The sequence below is a fragment of the Streptomyces sp. NBC_01450 genome, from assembly GCF_036227505.1.
GTDB lineage: Bacteria > Actinomycetota > Actinomycetes > Streptomycetales > Streptomycetaceae > Streptomyces.
Genome location: NZ_CP109480.1, coordinates 207,789 through 224,575 on the forward strand (window position 1 = coordinate 207,789; position 16,787 = coordinate 224,575).

At 73.4% G+C, this 16,787-nt stretch carries 13 protein-coding genes; 4 read left to right on the forward strand and 9 right to left on the reverse strand.

All coding sequences use genetic code 11. The annotated features are described in order from the left end of the window. Positions 1-15: 15 nt before the first annotated feature. Entirely contained in the window at positions 16-1,509 is a 1,494-nt protein-coding gene (locus OG568_RS00985) for a hypothetical protein (protein WP_329529847.1), read from the reverse strand. Positions 1,510-1,799: 290 nt separating this feature from the next. Here OG568_RS00985 and OG568_RS00990 point away from each other — a divergent pair, with 290 nt between their 5' ends. After that, positions 1,800-2,630: a maleylpyruvate isomerase family mycothiol-dependent enzyme gene (locus tag OG568_RS00990; RefSeq protein WP_329529848.1), complete on the forward strand. Its 831-nt coding sequence runs from the start codon at positions 1,800-1,802 to the stop codon at positions 2,628-2,630. A gap of 96 nt (positions 2,631-2,726) precedes the next feature. Here the strand turns inward: OG568_RS00990 and OG568_RS00995 are convergent, their stop codons facing one another. After that, positions 2,727-3,263 carry a hypothetical protein gene (locus OG568_RS00995; RefSeq protein WP_266578639.1) on the reverse strand — a complete coding sequence of 179 codons (537 nt, stop codon included), beginning with the start codon at positions 3,261-3,263 and terminating at the stop codon, positions 2,727-2,729. Between the two features lie 373 nt (positions 3,264-3,636). Here OG568_RS00995 and OG568_RS01000 point away from each other — a divergent pair, with 373 nt between their 5' ends. Next, complete coding sequence (locus OG568_RS01000) at positions 3,637-4,110, forward strand: carboxymuconolactone decarboxylase family protein (RefSeq protein WP_266638909.1); 474 nt, start codon at positions 3,637-3,639, stop codon at positions 4,108-4,110. Between the two features lie 91 nt (positions 4,111-4,201). Here OG568_RS01000 and OG568_RS01005 read toward each other — a convergent pair whose 3' ends face one another. Together OG568_RS01005 and OG568_RS01010 are read right to left on the reverse strand one after the other, a co-directional pair. Next, entirely contained in the window at positions 4,202-5,998 is a 1,797-nt protein-coding gene (locus tag OG568_RS01005; protein ID WP_329536227.1) for a glycoside hydrolase family 15 protein, read from the reverse strand. A gap of 202 nt (positions 5,999-6,200) precedes the next feature. Then, positions 6,201-6,659, reverse strand: coding sequence for a MarR family winged helix-turn-helix transcriptional regulator (locus tag OG568_RS01010; RefSeq protein WP_266658240.1), 459 nt, complete (start codon positions 6,657-6,659; stop codon positions 6,201-6,203). A 113-nt stretch (positions 6,660-6,772) separates the two neighbouring features. On the opposite strand from OG568_RS01010, the gene OG568_RS01015 reads away from it, so the two are divergent. Next, the gene (locus tag OG568_RS01015; RefSeq protein ID WP_329529849.1) at positions 6,773-8,209 is read left to right on the forward strand and encodes a DHA2 family efflux MFS transporter permease subunit; all 1,437 of its coding nucleotides are present in this window, start codon (positions 6,773-6,775) and stop codon (positions 8,207-8,209) included. 156 nt (positions 8,210-8,365) lie between these two features. Here OG568_RS01015 and OG568_RS01020 read toward each other — a convergent pair whose 3' ends face one another. Continuing rightward, positions 8,366-9,634 carry a serine hydrolase domain-containing protein gene (locus OG568_RS01020; protein ID WP_329529850.1) on the reverse strand — a complete coding sequence of 423 codons (1,269 nt, stop codon included), beginning with the start codon at positions 9,632-9,634 and terminating at the stop codon, positions 8,366-8,368. A 606-nt stretch (positions 9,635-10,240) separates the two neighbouring features. Then, positions 10,241-10,471, reverse strand: coding sequence for a response regulator transcription factor (locus OG568_RS01025; RefSeq protein WP_060900198.1), 231 nt, complete (start codon positions 10,469-10,471; stop codon positions 10,241-10,243). 307 nt (positions 10,472-10,778) lie between these two features. Here OG568_RS01025 and OG568_RS01030 point away from each other — a divergent pair, with 307 nt between their 5' ends. After that, positions 10,779-13,373, forward strand: a complete 2,595-nt coding sequence (locus OG568_RS01030) for a SpoIIE family protein phosphatase (protein WP_329529851.1) — start codon at positions 10,779-10,781, stop codon at positions 13,371-13,373. 167 nt (positions 13,374-13,540) lie between these two features. Here the strand turns inward: OG568_RS01030 and OG568_RS01035 are convergent, their stop codons facing one another. The 3 genes from OG568_RS01035 to OG568_RS01045 form a co-directional block, all read right to left on the reverse strand. Continuing rightward, positions 13,541-14,776, reverse strand: coding sequence for a PP2C family protein-serine/threonine phosphatase (locus OG568_RS01035; RefSeq protein ID WP_266578643.1), 1,236 nt, complete (start codon positions 14,774-14,776; stop codon positions 13,541-13,543). A gap of 677 nt (positions 14,777-15,453) precedes the next feature. Continuing rightward, positions 15,454-16,098 carry a hypothetical protein gene (locus OG568_RS01040; protein WP_329529852.1) on the reverse strand — a complete coding sequence of 215 codons (645 nt, stop codon included), beginning with the start codon at positions 16,096-16,098 and terminating at the stop codon, positions 15,454-15,456. A 160-nt stretch (positions 16,099-16,258) separates the two neighbouring features. Further along, on the reverse strand, positions 16,259-16,723 hold the full coding sequence (locus OG568_RS01045) for a DUF1153 domain-containing protein (protein WP_329529853.1): 465 nt from the start codon (positions 16,721-16,723) through the stop codon (positions 16,259-16,261). Positions 16,724-16,787: the final 64 nt, after the last annotated feature.

Below are 16,787 nucleotides of genomic sequence, written 5' to 3' on the forward strand. Positions count from 1 at the left end.
GTACCGGTACCGGTTTCAGGACACGGCCCGGCGGCGACGGCGGTACGCCACCCCTGCGGCCGCGGCCGCCACGGCGGCCAGCACCGCCGGGATCAGCACCGCGGGCCGCGCGACCGCCCGGTACGGCGGAGCCGGTGACGCCTCCAGCGGGATGCGGGCGGTGTCGTTGCCGGGCGTGCGGTCGTAGGGGTTGTACGTGCGGATGGTGCCGTGGGCGCCGGGCACCTGCCGGTCGATACGGAAGCGGAAGCCCACGCTGGTCGTCCCGTCGGCCCCCGGCCACAACACGTCGCTGTTGAGATCGCAGACGAAGGCCCCGCCCGGCTTCTCGGGCCGCGCGCACGCCCACTTCCCGTCCATGTCCTCGAAGGTGTAGGGGATGGAGGTGACCGTGGTGCCCTCCGGCGGGACCACCTCGAAGCGGCCCCTCTCCTCCGTCGGCCTGCCGGGGCCCAGGCCGCGCACCCCGAGCGTCACGCCCACCGTGTCGCCGACCCGGCCCCGCACGGTCCCGGCGGCCGCCGCGTAGTCGGCCTGCACGGTGGTCTCCACGGCGGTGACCGCGCCGGTGCCGTCGTGGACGGCCCCTTCGGGCGTCCTGGTCAGCGTGAGCGGGGCGCCCGTACCGCGCATGGTGAGCTCGGCGGGCCGCTGCGGGTCGGACGACCAGGAGTACTCCAGCGTGCCGGTCAGTTCCTCGGGGGCGGAGGTGAAGGTGAAGGGCGAGCTCGTGCGGTACGCGGTGCGCGGGGCGGCCTTCGCCGGGAACGTGCACCAGGCGTCGGTGAACGCCGGGTTGTAGGAGCAGTTGCGGGGGCGAGCCGTCAGCACCAGGCCGCCCTGCGCGGTGATCCGCAGGGCGATGCCGCGCCGCGTGGAGAACCGGCTGGGGTTGGAGAACCTCGGTGTCAGCGACGCGGGCTTCCCCGGCTTTACCCCGGTCATCTTCCCCGGCTCCTCGGGCCCGTACAGCGTGGGCCCCCCGACGGTCATGCGGGTGGTGCCGGTGACGGAGGGCGCGTTGTCCGCGCTCGCGGTGTACGTGATGGTCCCGCTGTCGCCCGGCTTCGCCCCGTCCACGCCGCGGAGGGTGAAGGGCGGCATGCTCTCCCCGTCGTTGCGCAGGGTGCCGTACCGGCACGTCCACACCCGGCCCCCGCCGGTGCAGTTGTTGCCGCTGCCCTTCTCCACACGGGCCACCCCCGCCAGCCCCGACGCGTCCACCACGACCTTGATGTTCCGGGCCGGTTCGGTGTTCCCGGGCACGACGGCGACCGGCAGGACGAACCCGCTGTTCGTGGCCTTCGCGCCCACGTCGGCGTTGTACATGACGAACGTCTTGGGAGCCTCGAACCGCAGCTCGACCGCGCCGGACCCGCCGGATCTGCCGGACCCGTCGGACTCGTCGGCGAGGGCGGGCGCGGCGGCCGTGAGCAGAAGTGTGACAAGGAGTGCGACGAGGGCTCCTTGCCCTCTGCCCTTCTGCGGGCGTGCGGTCCGTATCGGCATGCGGGGCACTATGCCATCCGCCTGCGGTGTCCCCTCAACGCGGCCTGGGCCGGGCGGACTTGGCGAACCGACGGGGCGAACCGGCTTGGTGGCGGAGCGGGTGGGCGGAGCGGGTGAGGACGAAGGTGCTGGGCCGGCGCAGCCGGTGCTGCGGGCGGGGCCGCGTCCGGCCTCGTGGTCCAGGGGCTTGTCGCTGCCTTGGTCACCTGGTCTTCTGTACGCCGGGTGATCCGTGACGCGTGTTCGCCCGGCGGCTGCGGGCGGACCCGGGCACGGGGACGGAAGTGAGGATGGGCGGCGTGGAATCAGTGGCGGGGCTTGGCGTGCGGGGCGCGGTGCCCGAGGGTCTCGGCGTGGCGATACGGGATACGGCCGAGGAGATCGCCGCGCTGCTGCGCGCGGGCGCCGGCATGGAACTTCGGGTGCCGGACTCGCAGTGGAGCGTCGGGGAGGCGGCGGCGCATCTGGCGCTGGCCAACGAGCTGATGGCGGACATCGCGGCGGGCCGTGCGCGCGGGTACGGGGACGGCACGCCGCAGAGTCTTGCCGCGGCCAACGAGCAGGGGCTCGCCGCGTTCGGTGAGCGGGGGGCCGAGCCGCTGGCCGGGATGATCGTGGAGCAGGCCGGTGCGTGTCTGAGGGCGCTGGAGGAGCGGGGCGCGGAGGGGACGGTGGTCACTCCGCTGGGTCCGATGGGACCGGATGTGCTGGGGTCGTATCTGCTCACGCACATGCTGGGACACGGTTACGACCTCGCCCGTGCGCTGGGGCGTGCGCACATGATCGACCGCGGGCGGGTGCGGCTGACGCTGCCGTTCTTGACGACGGTGATGCCACGGGTGACCGACACGGCCCGCACGGCCGGGCTGAGCGCCTGCTATGCGATCCGCCTGTGGGGTGGCGGCCGGTTCGGTGTGCGGGTGGCCGGGGGTGCGGTGTCGGTCGATGAGCGGCTGCCGGAACGTGCGGACTGCACCATCCTCATCGAGCCGGTCACTTTTCTCCTGATGGCGCTCGGGCGCCGTGGCCAGTGGGGCGCCCTCGCTCAGGGCCGCATCCTGGTCGGGGGGCGCAAGCCCTGGCTCGCTCCGCGTTTCCCGGCTCTCTTCAAGGCGCCCTGAGCACCACGGGCCGCGGCGGCCGGACCGGGGGCGGCGCTCTGAAGCCGTACGGGATCGGCGCTCTGGCGCCGTAGGGGATCGGCGTTCGCCCGGGACTCACCCGGGTTCGGGGGCGCTGACGGCCGGGGCGGCGCCGAGGAGGCCGAGGAGGGTCTCGCGGTGGAGGCCCGCGATCGGGCCGAGGAAGTCCGGGTGGCGCAGCAGGGGGGCCGCGCGGTGGTCGCGCGGGCTGGGGATGGTCAGCCGGCGTGCGTCGCCCACGCTGTCGGGGCCGTGGTGGGTGGCGGCCAGGCAGGCGGCGGCCAGGGCGGCGAGGTCGGCGTCGGCCAGCAGGCAGGCCGCCCAGCTGACGACGGTCTCGTCGACCTGGGTGCGCCAGGTGTGGGTGGCGTCGGTCAGCGGGGGTGCGTCGGCGCCGGTGACGAAGTCCAGCCGGCCCGAGCCTCCGGGGCCGAGCAGGTCCAGCAGTTCGGCGTCCAGCGCGGTGGGGTAGCGCAGAGCGGCGGCGATGGTGGCCGCGTGCGCTGCCTGCGCTTCGGCCAGGGCCTGGTTCAGCGGGCCGGCGGCCGGGGGGAAGGCCGACAGCAGCCAGCGCGTGGAGGCCGTGATGACGGGCGAGAGATCAGCGGGCATGGTGGACCGTCCTGTGCGTGTGCCCGCCTGTCCTGGGTGTGCCGGTGGGGGTGATCCGGTCGCGGGCACTGCGCGCCCGGGCGGGGATGGGCGTGGCGGACAACGGTACGGCGGCCTTCCGCGGGGGCGACAGGAGCTGCGTCACAGCCGGGTGCGGTGTCGCGGCGCGGCCGGGGCGGTGCGCTGGGGGCGGGTGGTGCTGCTCGCGGCGGCCCGGCAGGTGCGCGGGGGCGGGGGCGGGGCACGTCGTCGTGGGGCTTTGCCGCGGGGTGAGTGCGGCGGGGAGACGCGCGTCACAGTCCTCGATGTCACATCCTGCCGGGCCGGCCCCGTCATGGAGGTGTATCCGCACACAACGGCAAGGAGTGCACTCATGGAAGCCCGACTGGACCTTCTCGGCAGCCCGCTCGTCACCAAGTCCTTGCGGCACCTCGTCTCGGCGGGCAGGGTGACGGCGGACTCGGCGCTGCCGGCCGCGACGCAGGAGCTGGTGAGGCTCCGCGCCAGTCAGATCAACGGCTGCGGTTTCTGCACCGACATGCACACCAAGGACGCCGCGCACGCCGGGGAGACCTCGGTGCGCCTCAACCTGGTCGCGGCCTGGCGGGAGGCCACGGTCTTCACCGACGCCGAGCGCGCGGCCCTGGAGCTGACCGAACAGGGCACCCGCATCGCGGATGCGGCCGGCGGGGTCACGGACGAGGCCTGGGCGAACGCCGCCAAGTACTACGACGAGGAGCAGCTCGCCGCGCTGGTGTCGGTCATCGCCCTCATCAACGCCTTCAACCGGCTGAACGTCATCGTGCGGCAGCCCGCCGGTGACTACCAGCCCGGCCAGTTCGGATGACCCGGATGACCCGGATGACAAGGGGCGGCCGGCGTGTGCGCGGCGAGGAGGATTTATGAGGCATGCGCCCTGGTGACTGGTTCGCTCGCGCCTAGCCGAGCATGCGGTCGAGGTTGAAGGCGGCGCTGATCAGGGCGAGGTGGGTGAAGGCCTGGGGGAAGTTTCCGCGCTGTTCGCCGGTGTGGCCGATCTCCTCGGCGTAGAGGCCGAGGTGGTTGGCGTAGGTGAGCATCTTCTCGAAGGCGAGGCGGGCCTCGTCCAGGCGGCCCGCGCGGGTGAGTGCCTCGACGTACCAGAAGGAGCAGATCGAGAAGGTGCCTTCCTCGCCCTGGAGGCCGTCGGGGCTGGCCTGGGGGTCGTAGCGGTAGACCAGGGAGTCGGACACCAGGTCCTCGCCGAGGGCGTCGAGGGTGGCGAGCCATTTGGGGTCGGTCGGGGAGATGAACTTGGCCAGCGGCATCATCAGCAGGGAGGCGTCGAGGATGTCGCTGTCCTCGTACTGGGTGAAGGCGCGGCGTTCGGCGGACCAGCCGTGGCTCATGATCCGCCGGTAGATCGTGTCGCGGGCGGCGCCCCAGCGGACCATGTCGGCGGGCAGGCCGCGGTGCCGGGCCAGCCGCATGGCGCGTTCGATCGCCACCCAGCACATGAGGCGGGAGTAGAGGAAGGTCTTGCGGCCGCCGCGGGTCTCCCAGACTCCCTCGTCGGGCTGGTCCCAGTGGGTGCACACCCAGTCGACGAGTGCGCTGATGTTGTCCCAGTGGGCGCTGGAGATGGGCTTGCCCCACTTGTCGTAGAGGTAGAGGGAGTCGACGAGTGCCCCGTAGATGTCGAGCTGGAGCTGGTCGACGGCCGCGTTGCCGATGCGTACGGGGGCTGAGCCGCGGTAGCCCTCGAGGTGGGGCAGTTCGCGTTCGGGCAGGTCACGGCATCCGTCGATGCCGTACATGATCTGCAGGGGGCCGGTGGGCCCGGGCGGCCCGGACCCGGTGCACTGCACATGTTCCGAGAGGAAGCCCATGAAGGCCTCGGCCTCGTCGGTGAAGCCGAGCCTGAGCAGCGCGTACACGCAGAACGCGGCGTCGCGGATCCACACGTAGCGGTAGTCCCAGTTGCGTTCGCCGCCGATCTGTTCGGGCAGGCTGGTGGTCGGCGCGGCGATGATGGCGCCGGTGGGGGCGTAGGTGAGGAGTTTCAGGGTGAGGGCGGAGCGGTGGACCATTTCCCGCCAGCGGCCGCGGTAGCGGGACTGGGACAGCCAGCGGCGCCAGTAGCGCACGGTCGCGTTGAATTCTCTTTCCGCCTCGGCGACGGCGCAGAAGCGGGGTGCCACGTCACCGCCGATCTGGTCGATGGTGAAGACGGCCGTCTCGCCCTCGTGCAGTTTGAACAGGGCCCACACGTCCGGGCCGGCGACCTCGATGGGCACGGTGGAGGTCAGGGCCAGGCGCAGCGAGGCGGAGGCGAAGACGGCCTGGCCGTCCTCGGCGTGCACGGTGTGGGGTGCGGTGCCGTATTCGAAGCGGGGGGCGACGAGGGTGCGGAACGGGAGTGCTCCGCGCACGCACACCACGCGGCGGATGAGGCGGTGGCGGTCGGCCTCGCGTGAGTCGTCGACGACGGGCATGAAGTCCTGGATCTCGCCGACTCCGTCGTCCGCGAAGAAGCGGGTGATCAGGACGTTGGTGTCGGGGAAGTAGAACTGTTTGGTGCGGGTGGGGACGTCGGGGGCGAGTTCGAAACAGCCGCCCCGTTCGGCGTCGAGGATCGAGGCGAAGACGCTGGGTGCGTCGAAGCGGGAGCAGCAGTACCAGTCGATGGTGCCGTTCGTGCCGACGAGGGCGGCGCTGCGCAGGTCGCCGATCAGGCCGTGTTCGGCGATCGGCAGGTAGCGGTGGGCGCCGGTGCCGAAAAAGCTGCCGGGGCCGGTGTGTGCCGTGTTCTTCGCTCCGGCCTCAGGAGTCGCTTGAGCCACGTCAGCCTCCTTGGGCTTCGCCCGAGCCGCCCCCTGGTGTCCAGGCTAGCGAGTTGTCGCCCTCATGGGCCTGCGGAGCGGCTGCAGCGGGGGCTGCGACGGCACGCCCGGGGGTTCAGGGGCGGGGGCGGGCGGGGGTCTGCGGGGAGAGGTGGCGGGCCAGCACGCCGAGGGCGGCGGTGACTTCTGCGAGCTGCTCGGGGGTGCTGTCGCCGAGGGCGGCGGCGAGGGCGTCGTCGATGGTGGTGGCCCGGACTTCGGCGACGCGGCCGGAGAGGTGGGGGGCCTGGCGGACGAGGAGGCGGCGCCGGTCGGCGGGGTCCGGGGCGGTGATGACGGCGCCCGCTTCTTTGAGGCGGGCGACGGCGGTGGAGACCTGGCTCTGGGGCAGGCCGGTGCGGGCGGCGATCTCACCGACGGCGCTGTCGGGGTGGGTGGCGAGGTCGCTGGCGACGATGAGGACGGACCGGGTGCTGCCGCCGTGACGGGCGGCGCCGCCTTCGGGTTCCGGCATCGCGGTTTCGCCGATTTTCATCAGGGTGCGGCCGAGGAGGAACAGGTCGACTCCGTTCATGACCCCAGATTACATCAAGAGAGATGCATCTATCTTGATGCATCTAAATAGATGGGTTACTGTCCTGGCAGGCCCCCGGGCACCGCCGGGGCGGAGAAGAAGGAGCACCGACCGTGCGGACGTGGCGAGCAAACCCGTGGGCCGTCCTGGTGACCCTCTCGCTCGGGTTCTTCATGACCCTGCTGGACCTGACGATCGTGAACATCGCGGTCCCGGACATGATGAGCAGCCTGGACGCCTCGCTCGACCGGACGCTCTGGGTGGTCAGCGGTTACGCCCTGGCCCTCTCGGTCCTGATCATCACGGCGAGCCGGCTCGGCGACCTGCACGGGCCGCGGACCCTGTTCGCGGCCGGGCTCGCGGTCTTCACCCTCGCCAGCGTCGCCTGCGGGCTCGCCCCCACCGCGAGCGCCCTCATCGCCGCCCGGGCCGTCCAGGGCCTGGGCGCGGCCCTGCTCACCCCGCAGACGACGACTCTCGTCGTCGCCGTCTTCCCCGCCGAACGGCGCGGCAGGGCCATGGGCGTGTGGGGCATGGTCGCCGGGCTGGCCACCCTCTGCGGGCCCACCCTGGGCGGTTTCCTGGTCTTTGCCGCGAACTGGCGCTGGATCTTCCTGGTCAACGTGCCGGTCGGGGCGGCCGCGCTCGTCTTGACCTTCCTGGTGGTCCCCGACATCCGGCCCGCCCGCGCGCACCGGTTCGACCTGACCGGCCTCCTGCTGTCCGCCGCCGCCCTGTTCTGCCTCGCCTTCGGCCTGCAGGAGGGCGAGAACTACCGGTGGGGCGCGGGCATCCGGGCGCTGCTCGCCGCCGGGAGCGCGCTGGGCGCCGCCTTCGTGCTGCACCAGCGCCGCCGCCAGGACCGCGAACCGCTCATCCCCTTCGCGCTGCTGCGTGACCGCAATTTCACCGCGATGACCGCCCTGGTCGGTCTCGTCTCCGTCGCCATGCTCGGCCTGGTCCTGCCCTTCAACCTCTATCTGCAGTCCGTGCTGCACCTCAGCGCCGTCAAGGCCGGCCTGGTGCTCGCCCCCTCGTCCCTGGTGTCCATGACGGTCGGCCCCTTCGCCGGCCGCCTGGCTGACCGCATCGGCGGCAGGTACCTCCTGCTCACCGGGCTCGGCTGCTACGGCGCCGGCATCCTCGCCATCACCCTGACCGCCTCGCCCGCCACCGCCTGGTACGCCTTCGTCCCGGCCACCCTGCTCACCGGGCTCGGAGTGGGCTGCATCATCGCCCCCATGTCCGCCGAGGCGATGCGCACCATCCCCTCCCATCTCGCCGGCGCCGCCTCCGGCGTCAACAACACCGTCCGCCAGATCGGCTCCGTGGCGGGCGCCGCCGCCGTCGGCGCCCTGCTGCAGGGCCGCCTCGCCGCCGGGCTCGCCGCCGGGCAGACCTACGCCGCCGCCTTCACCGCCGCCCTGCACACCACCGCCGTCCTGCCGCTGGCCGTACTGGCCGCCGGGGCGCTGGTCTGCCTGCCGCTGCGCCGCCGCACCCCGGCCGCCGCACCGGCCTGCGCCGCCCGGCCCGCCGCCCGCCACTGACCACAGCCCGCAGACCACAGACCACAGACCACAGACCACTGACCGCTGACCGCAGACCGCAGACCGCAGGCCCGTACGGTGCGCGTTCCGACGGCCGCAGACCCGCACCGCGTGCGCCCGTCCCCCGCGTGCCGGCTGCGCCTCGCGCGGGGGCGGTCAGCGGGCCGCGGGCTGGGCGGGCAGGCTGAAGACGTGGCCCGGGGAGACGATCTTCGTGATCGCCTCGCCGAAGAGGGTGCTGGGCTCCGCGCCGTTGTGGTCGATGTCGGTGTTCAGCAGGACCACGAGGGTCGCCCGCGCCGCGGGGAGGTAGACGGTCAGGGATTCGTAGCCGGGCAGGGAGCCGTTGTGCCCGATCCAGCCCTGGACGTCGAAGATGCCCAGGCCGTATCCGGCGCCCGGGATCGTGGTGGGGGGTGTGGTCAGCCGCTGCTTCTGCGTGGCCGGGCTGATCAGGGTGGTGCCGTCGGGCAGGACGCCGGTGGCCACCGTGCGCGCCCACACGCGCAGGTCGTCCAGGTCGGAGATCATCGCGCCGGCCGTCCAGGCCCAGGACGGGTTCCAGCCGGCCGTGTCCTCGACCTTCCCGGTCGCGGTCTGGTCGCTGTAGCCCTGCGCGTGCGGGCGAGGGAAGGCGGCGCCGGTCGGGAAGAGGGTGTGGCGCAGGCCCGCCGGGGCGAGGACGTTGTCGTGGATGTAGTCCTGGACCGGCTTCCCGCCGGCCTTCTCGACGGCCAGGCCGAGCAGGATGAGGTTGGTGTTGCAGTAGGAGAACTTCTGGCCCGGCGGGAACAGCACGGGGTGCTTGAAGGCGTAGGCGAGCAGCTGCCGCGGGGTGAAGGGGCGCTGCGGATCGGAGGTGAAGGCCTTGAAGAAGCCCGGGTCCTCGGTGTAGTTGAACAGGCCGCTGCGCATCCCGGCGAGCTCGCGCAGGGTGATCCCGTCTCCGCCCGGCACCCCGGCGACGTACCTGCTGATCGGGTCGTCCAGGCCCACCTTGCCCTCATCGACGAGTTTCAGCAGGGCCGTCACGGTGAACGTCTTGGTCTCGCTGCCGATCCGCGTGTACAGATCCGGCGACATGGGCCGGCCGTCGCTCTTGTCGGCGACCCCGAACGACCGTATGTAGGTGCCCTGGCCGGGTGTCCACAGGCCCACACTCACCCCGGGCACGTTCGCCTCGCGCATGACCTGCCGCACGGCCCCATCGAGCTGCCGGGTCACGGCGGGGGTGAGTGTGCGGACCTCGCCCGCCGGCGAGGGCGGCTGCGGGGCGGTGGACGGGAGCGGCTGCGGGGCGGTGGACGCGGTGCGCACGGACACCGGCGCCCCGGACGCGGCCGGGCCCGTGACCGGCACCGTCAGCATCCCCACCGCCGTGGCCGTTACGGCCCCCCTGCGCAGTCGTCCGCACGCGTGCGTCATGGCCCCACTCCCAGCAGCCGGGGACGGAGCCCGTGAGCGTGGCGGCCGAGAGCGCCGGACAGCTGCGCGGCGCACCGCAGGTCACACAGCCGCGCCGTGGACACCACACGCAAACTCCTGCCTCACCAGCATAGGAGCGTGGCCCCTCCCCCGCCCCTCGGGCGGCCGACACGGTCCGGGCGGCCGGCACGGTCCGGACGGCCGGGCCGTTCGGTCAACTCGGCTGCGGGCACACATTTCTGACTGTATGTCAGCCATGTTGCCGCGGGCCGGCCGGGGCGGCCGGTGCCGCTTGCCGGCGGCCGGACCCGCCCCGTGCAACCGCCCGCCCTCCCTTGATGTCCCCGCCCCCGGGGAAGCGCGGCGGGGGGATCGTGTGGCGCGAGGTCACCTGCGAGGTCACATACGTCTTGAGGACGAGAGCCGGGAGGAGAGGAAGTGAGTCTCCTGCTCTGTCCGCCGGCCGTCCTGGCCGCGATCGTCTGCGGCCCGGTGTTCCCGGGCCGGTGAGCAGCGGCGCTACGGCGCGGCGCGGCGGTCACATCGCAGTCCCGGCGGCGCGGGGGACGTGGCGGTCACAGCCCCGGGGGCGCGGGGGCGTGGTGGTCACAGGCCCAGGGAGATGGCCAGCCGGGTGAGTTCGGCCGTGCTGTTGATGTTGAGCTTGGCCCGGATACGGCGGAGATAGGCGTCGACGGTGTGCTTGGAGAGCCCCATGTGGCGGGCCGTCTGCAGGTAGGTGCGCCCTGCGGCGATATGCCGCAGCGTCTCCTGCTCGCGCGGGGCCAGGGCCGGGACGGGGGCTTCGGCGTGCGGCGTGGCGAGTGTGAGGCTCATGGGATTTCCTCCGACGTGTCGGCTCGGTCGTCACCGCTCACACCCTTGAAAGCAGGGGACATATGACCGAATAAGGCGTTTTGTCCGCTTTACATAAAGGCTGGCCGGGGGACTTCATGACGCTGTCCGCCGCCTGTCACAGGCCTGTCACAGCGGGACCCTCGCGGGTTTGCCGCGGCGCGGTCACGGACGGACCGGCGGGCCGCGCCCCGGCGGCAGCGCCGGGCTGGTGCTCCACGGTCCCCGGGATCATGCTTGTCAGGAGAGCCCCGGCCGTGCAGGTTCCCGAAGGACGAGATGAGCGGCGATGGAGCGACTTCCCACCCATCCTGGTGAGCGGCCACACGAGTCGGACGCCTCCCCCGGTCCGGCCCGCACGGCCACCGCCACGGCCACGGCCACGGCGACCGTCGACGCGCGGGGCATCGTGACGGGGTGGAGCGAAGGCGCCCGGCAGCTGCTGGGCTATCTGCCCTCGGAGATCCTGGGACAGCCCGCCGCCCGCCTGCTCGCCGCCGGTGCCGGCGTCGGCACCGGCGCGGCGGCGCTGCGGGACGCGGCCGGACAGGAGCGGTGGAGCGGCACCGTGGCACTGCGGCACCGCGACGGACGCCGGCTCCGGCAAGAACTGCTGGCGCACCGCCGTACGAAGGACGGCCCCGGCACCGAGTGGCTCGTGGTGTCCGCCGTGAGCGCCGCACCCGAGGGGCAGGCGTCTGCCCCTACGCCCGGAGGAAGGACACCCGAAGGAACAGCGCCTGGCGCACCAGCAGCCGGGGGCGGGACGTCCGGGAGCGAGGCGTACGGGGGCGAGGCGTACGGGGGCGAGGCGTACGGGGGCGGGCCGCCCGGGAGCGGTCAGCTGGGGGAATGGGTGTTCCGTCAGGCGCCCTGCGTCCTGGCCGTCTTCGACGCGGACCTGCGGCTGGTGCGGGCCAATGCCGGTATGGAGCAGGCGCTGTCCCTCACCGAGGACCAGATGCGCGGGCTGCGGCTGCCGGAGATCGCGCCGCATCCCGTGAGCGACGAGGCCGAGGCGAAGATGCGCCGGGTGCTGGAGGGCGCCGGCCCGCAGCACCTGCGCCCCGGCGCCGGCCCCGCGGGCACCGGGGCGGAACACGGCTGGTCGACCTCCCTCGTCCCGCTGAAGGACCCCGCCGGCCGGGTGCGCGCGGTGTGCCTGGCGGCGCACCCGCGGCGCCAGGAGCACCTCGCCCGGCAGCGGATGCTCCTGCTGAGCGAGGCCTCGGCCCGCATCGGCACCACCGCGGACAGCGGGCGCACCGCGCAGGAACTCGCCGACATCGCCGTCCCCCGGCTCGCGGACTTCGCCGCCGTCGACCTGCTGGACGCCCCCCGGCACGGCGGCGAGCCCTCCCCCGCCGCCCCGGCCAGGCCCCTGTCCATGACCCGCGCCGCGGTGCGCTCGGTCCTCGAGGACCGCCCCGCCCCCGCGGCGGGCGGGAAAACCCTCTACCCGGCCCTGTCACCGGTGGCCCGCTGCCTGGCCCAGGGCCACGGCGCCCTGTACGACGCCACCGACCCCGGCCTCGTCCGGTGGGCGCGGCAGGACCCGGGGGCCGCCCGGCTCCTGGGCAACGGAACGCACTCGGTGATGGTGGTGCCGATGCGGGCCCACGGCGCCACGCTCGGCGTGGCCCTCTTCGGCCGCAGCCGGCGCCCGGAGCCCTTCGAGGCGGACGACCTGTGGCTGGCCGAGGAACTCACCGCCAAGGCGGCCGTCGGCATCCACACCGCCCGCCGCGACAGCCGGGAGCACACCAGCACCATGACCCTGCAGCGCAGTCTGCTCCCGCAGACGCTGCCCGACCAGCAAGCCCTGGACATCGCCACCCGCTACCTGCCCGCCGGCACCCGGGCCGGCGTGGGCGGCGACTGGTTCGACGTCATCCCGCTGTCCGGCGCGCGGGTGGCCCTCGTCGTGGGCGACGTGGTCGGCCACGGCATCCGCGCCTCCGCCACCATGGGCCGGCTGCGCACCGCGGTGCGCACCCTGGCCGACGTCGACCTGCCGCCCGACGAGCTGCTCACCCACCTCGACGACCTCGTCCTGCACCTGTCCGCCGACGAGGCCGGCACGGACGGCGCCGCCGAGAGCGCCGGAGGCATCGGCACCACCTGTCTGTACGCGGTCTACGACCCGGTCTCCCGCCGCTGCGCCTTCGCCCGGGCCGGCCACCCGCCGCCCGCCGCGGTCACCCCGGACGGCGCCGTCCGCTTCCTCGACGTCCCGGCCGGCCCGCCGCTGGGCCTGGGCGGCCTGCCGTTCGAGACCTTCGAGACCGACCTGCCCGAGGGCAGCCTCCTGGCCCTCTACACCGACGGTCTGCTCGCCGCCCGCGACCACGACATCGACGAGGCGCTGGACAAGATGTTCGCCGCGCTCGCCCGCCCCGCGCGGACCCTCGACACGGTCTGCGACAGGGTCCTCACCGCCATGCTCACCCACCGCCCCGACGACGACATCGCCCTGCTCGTCGCCCGCACCCGGGCCCTGCACGCCGACCGGGTCGCCGCCTGGGACCTGGCCTTCGACCCGGCCATCGTCGCCCGGGCGCGCCGGCACGCCACCGACCAGCTGACCGCCTGGGGACTGGACGACGCCGCCTTCATCACCGAACTGACGGTCAGCGAACTGGTCACCAACGCCATCCGCTACGGCCGGCCGCCCATCCAGCTGCGGCTGATCCATGAGGAATCCACCCTGACCTGCGAGGTCTTCGACTCCAGCAGCACCGCCCCGCACATGCGGCGCGCCCGTACCTTCGACGAAGGCGGCCGGGGCCTGCTGCTGGTCGGCCAGCTCGCCCGGCGCTGGGGCACCCGCCACGCCCTCACCGGCAAGACCGTCTGGGCCGAACAGTCCCTCTCCCCCGGCTGACCGCCCGCCCGGCCGACCGACCCCGGAAAACGACCGCCCCCGCCCCCGCCCCCGCCCCCGGTGCCGGAGCCGGTGCCGCCCCCGGTGCCGGTGCCGGTGCCGCCCCCGGTGCCGGTGCCGGTGCCGCCCCCGGTGCCGGTGCCGGTGAGTTCGGCGGGGAGAACACGTCAAAGCCGTACGACGACCAGGGCGACGTCGTCCCGTCCGCCGCTGCTGACACCGAGGCGGGCGAGCAGCATGTCAGCCAGGCGTTCGGGAGCAAGACGGGTGTGGCGGGCGAGGGCGTCGGTGAGCCGGCGCAGGCCGGTGTCGATGTCCTCCCCCCGGCGTTCGACAAGCCCGTCGGTGTAGAGCACGAGGGTGTCTCCCGGGGTGTAGGGCAGCGCGGCCTGGGGACGGGGCATGTGGCGGGGGCGGGCTCCCAGCGGGGGGTCGGTGGCCTGGTCGAGCAGGCCGAAGGAGCCGTCGGGGTGCACCAGAACGGGCGGGAGATGGCCGGCACTGCTGTAGCGGATGCGGTGGCCCCGGTTGTCGATGACGGCCAGGGCCGCGGTGGTGGCCAGCGCCCCCTCCACCGAGCGGGCATACAGGCCCAGTACCTCCAGCGCTCTGGCCGGCTCGCGCAGGGCGCGGACCGCCGCGGACAGGGCGCTGCGGAGCATGCCCATCGCCGCGGCGGCCTCCAGGCCGTGCCCGACGACGTCACCGACGGCCACGGCGAAGCCGTCGGGCAGATCGACCACGTCGTACCAGTCGCCGCACACGTTCAGGGACCCGGCGGCGGGCATGTAACGCACCGCGATGTCCTGGTGGCCCGCCAGGTCGGGCGAGCGCAGCATGGCCTCCTGCAGGGTGACGGCGACCTGGCGTTCCCGGGCGTGCGCCTTGCGCAGCTCCTCGTTCAGCTGCTGCAGTTCACGCGCCCGCGCATACAGCTCGGCCTCCATCGCCTCCCGCTCGCCCAGCACGCTGATCCTCGGCGCGCGCAGGGAGCGGGAGAGGACGAACTCGGTCACGTCCTCCACCCGGTGGATGATCCACTCCACCTGCCCGTCCGCCCCCAGCACCGGGGTGTTGATCGGCGACCACCACCGCTCCTCGAACACGCCCGGACGGCCGGTGACGGGGATGTCGTACTTCTGCACCGCCATCGTGTCCGGTTCCTTCGAACGCAGCACCCAGTGCAGGGAGGCATTGAGGTTGCGCACCCCGTCGGCACCCGGGTCCGCGGGATTGTCGGGGAAGGCGTCGAACAGATACCGCCCGACCAGTTCCGCCCGCGTGCGGTTGGTCGCCACGAGGTAGGCCCGGTTGACATCCACGATCACCAGGTCGCGGCCCAGCACCAGATACGGGCTGGGCGTGGCGGCGAACAGCCCCCGGTAGTCGATCCGCTCCCTCACCACACGCTCTCCCTACCGCCCGGCCGCCCCGACGGCACGGTCCTCACCCCGCCCACGAACCCACTCGACCACGACACGGGGCCGGCCGCGCTGCGGGAGCCGGCCGGTGAGGCCGGCGGACACCCGCGGCGCCGCCCTGGACGGGATCAGCTCCACCAGCCGCAGGCCGGTGCGCGGCCGCAGGGCGCCGGCGGCCGCGCGCGGTCTTCCCGGGCCGGCCGATCCGCCCGGCCCGGGTCCGCCGCCGGCTGGACCGCGTCGCCCGCTATCCGCGGATGCGCATCCTGGCCTCGCACCGGGGAGGGGCACTGCCGCTGCTGCCGCGCCGGCTCGACGACCACCTGGCCTTCGAGTCCCCCGGGACACCCGAGCGGCCCTCGGCCGCCGTCCGCCGCCTCTGGTACGACACGGTCAGCCATGCGCATCCGCCGGCGCCGGCCGCCGCCGCGGCGTCCTTGGGAGCGGACCGCCTCGTCCTCGGCACGGATTTCCCCTACGAGGACGGGAAGGTGTTCCTGCGGGCCGTGGACCACATCACCGACTCGGGGCTCACCCCGCAGGAAGCCACGATGATCCTCGACACCACGCGGCGGACCTGCTCGGCCTGTCCGCGCCGTGACCCGCGCCATGACCCCGCAAACGCCGCCCCTCCCACCGCTTCAGGGGCAGGAGAGACGTCAGCCGCTGCCGCCGGTGCCGCCGCGGCCGCCCATGCCGCCGCTCTCACAGCCGAGCCCGAGACAGATCCCGCCGGTGCCGCCCTTGCCGCCGCGGCCGCCGTCGCCGGTGCCCACCGCGGCCCCGCCCGTCCCGCCGGTACCGCCGTTGGCGCTGCCGCCGCAGATCCCGGCGCAGATCCCGCCCTGCCCGCCGACACCGCCCTCACGGCCCGGCGCGCCGGCCGTACCCGTACCGCCGTTGGCGCTGCCGCTGCACAGCCCGGCGCAGATCCCGCCCTGCCCGCCGTTGCTCCCGTTGACGGTCCCGTTGCAGTTGCCCGCACACACCCGGTCACCGATCCGCACACTCCCGTCGCCCACCTTGACAGTGCCCAACGACCCACCGTCGAACGACCCACTGCCGAACAGCCCGCTGCCGAACTGGCCGCCGCCGCCCGGCTGAGTGCCGCCGACCGTCTGAGTGCTGCCGCCCGGCTGGGCGCTGCCGGCGGGAAGCTGCCGGGCGGCGGCCACCGCGGTCGTATGGCTCTGCGGTACCGGCGCCGCCATCGCGGCCGGCGCCAGCGCGCCGACCGCCACACCGGCACTCAGGGCGGTCGAGACCGTGAGACCGAGACGGACCTTCCAAGAACGCATACGCATGGCATTCCTCTTTCCAGTCTTTCCAGAGAATAATTTTCCGTACCGCGGTTTCCGCTGTATCGAATAAACCCGGCCGAAGGCCCCGCCGTCACGGCCCGTGAATTCGGGGCTTGACAGGAACGCCCCGGCCCGCACCGGGCCGGGGCGTTCAAAAATTTCCTCAGGAACCGAAGAGGGAATTCAGGCCCATCAGCGCGGCCCAGTCCCCGTCACGGACCTGCTTGTCCCAGGTGTCGAACTCCTTCTCCGAGATCTTGTACTTCTTGACGACGTCGTCCTTCTCCGCCTGGCCCGACTCCACGGTCAGCACGATCCGTATCTTGTCCACGCCCGTGAGTTCCGACTTGGGCTTGTCGGGCAGGTCGTCGAACGTGAAGCAGCCGAGCCCGCCGAGTCCGCCGGGCTTGCCGGGCTCTCCCGGCCGGCCGGGCTCACCGCCCTTGCCTCCTTCCCCGCCCTTCCCGCCTTCCCCGCCCTTCCCGCAGTGGGACAAGTCGGCCGGGGCCATCTGGCTGGTGCCTGTGACGGCACCCGGCGCCGCCTGGGCGGCGCACGCGGTGCCGGTGGCCAGGGCCACCGAGGCCACCGCCAGGACGAGCGGACGCTGCCAGCGAGTTCTGGACATGGGGGTTCTCCGTTTTCCTTGAAGCAAGGCTGTGGTTCTGCGGGCGCCGCGCCGGCCGTCCGGC

Excerpts from the sequence above, each read along its gene's own strand:
- OG568_RS00990 (WP_329529848.1), top strand. The coding sequence starts at position 1,800 with ATGGGCGGCGTGGAATCAGTGGCGGGGCTTGGCGTGCGGGGCGCGGTG.
- OG568_RS01020 (WP_329529850.1), bottom strand. The coding sequence starts at position 9,634 with ATGACGCACGCGTGCGGACGACTGCGCAGGGGGGCCGTAACGGCCACG.
- OG568_RS01000 (WP_266638909.1), top strand. The coding sequence starts at position 3,637 with ATGGAAGCCCGACTGGACCTTCTCGGCAGCCCGCTCGTCACCAAGTCC.
- OG568_RS00995 (WP_266578639.1), bottom strand. The coding sequence starts at position 3,263 with ATGCCCGCTGATCTCTCGCCCGTCATCACGGCCTCCACGCGCTGGCTG.
- OG568_RS01030 (WP_329529851.1), top strand. The coding sequence starts at position 10,779 with ATGGAGCGACTTCCCACCCATCCTGGTGAGCGGCCACACGAGTCGGAC.
- OG568_RS01040 (WP_329529852.1), bottom strand. The coding sequence starts at position 16,098 with ATGCGTATGCGTTCTTGGAAGGTCCGTCTCGGTCTCACGGTCTCGACC.
- OG568_RS01010 (WP_266658240.1), bottom strand. The coding sequence starts at position 6,659 with ATGAACGGAGTCGACCTGTTCCTCCTCGGCCGCACCCTGATGAAAATC.
- OG568_RS01025 (WP_060900198.1), bottom strand. The coding sequence starts at position 10,471 with ATGAGCCTCACACTCGCCACGCCGCACGCCGAAGCCCCCGTCCCGGCC.
- OG568_RS01045 (WP_329529853.1), bottom strand. The coding sequence starts at position 16,723 with ATGTCCAGAACTCGCTGGCAGCGTCCGCTCGTCCTGGCGGTGGCCTCG.
- OG568_RS00985 (WP_329529847.1), bottom strand. The coding sequence starts at position 1,509 with ATGCCGATACGGACCGCACGCCCGCAGAAGGGCAGAGGGCAAGGAGCC.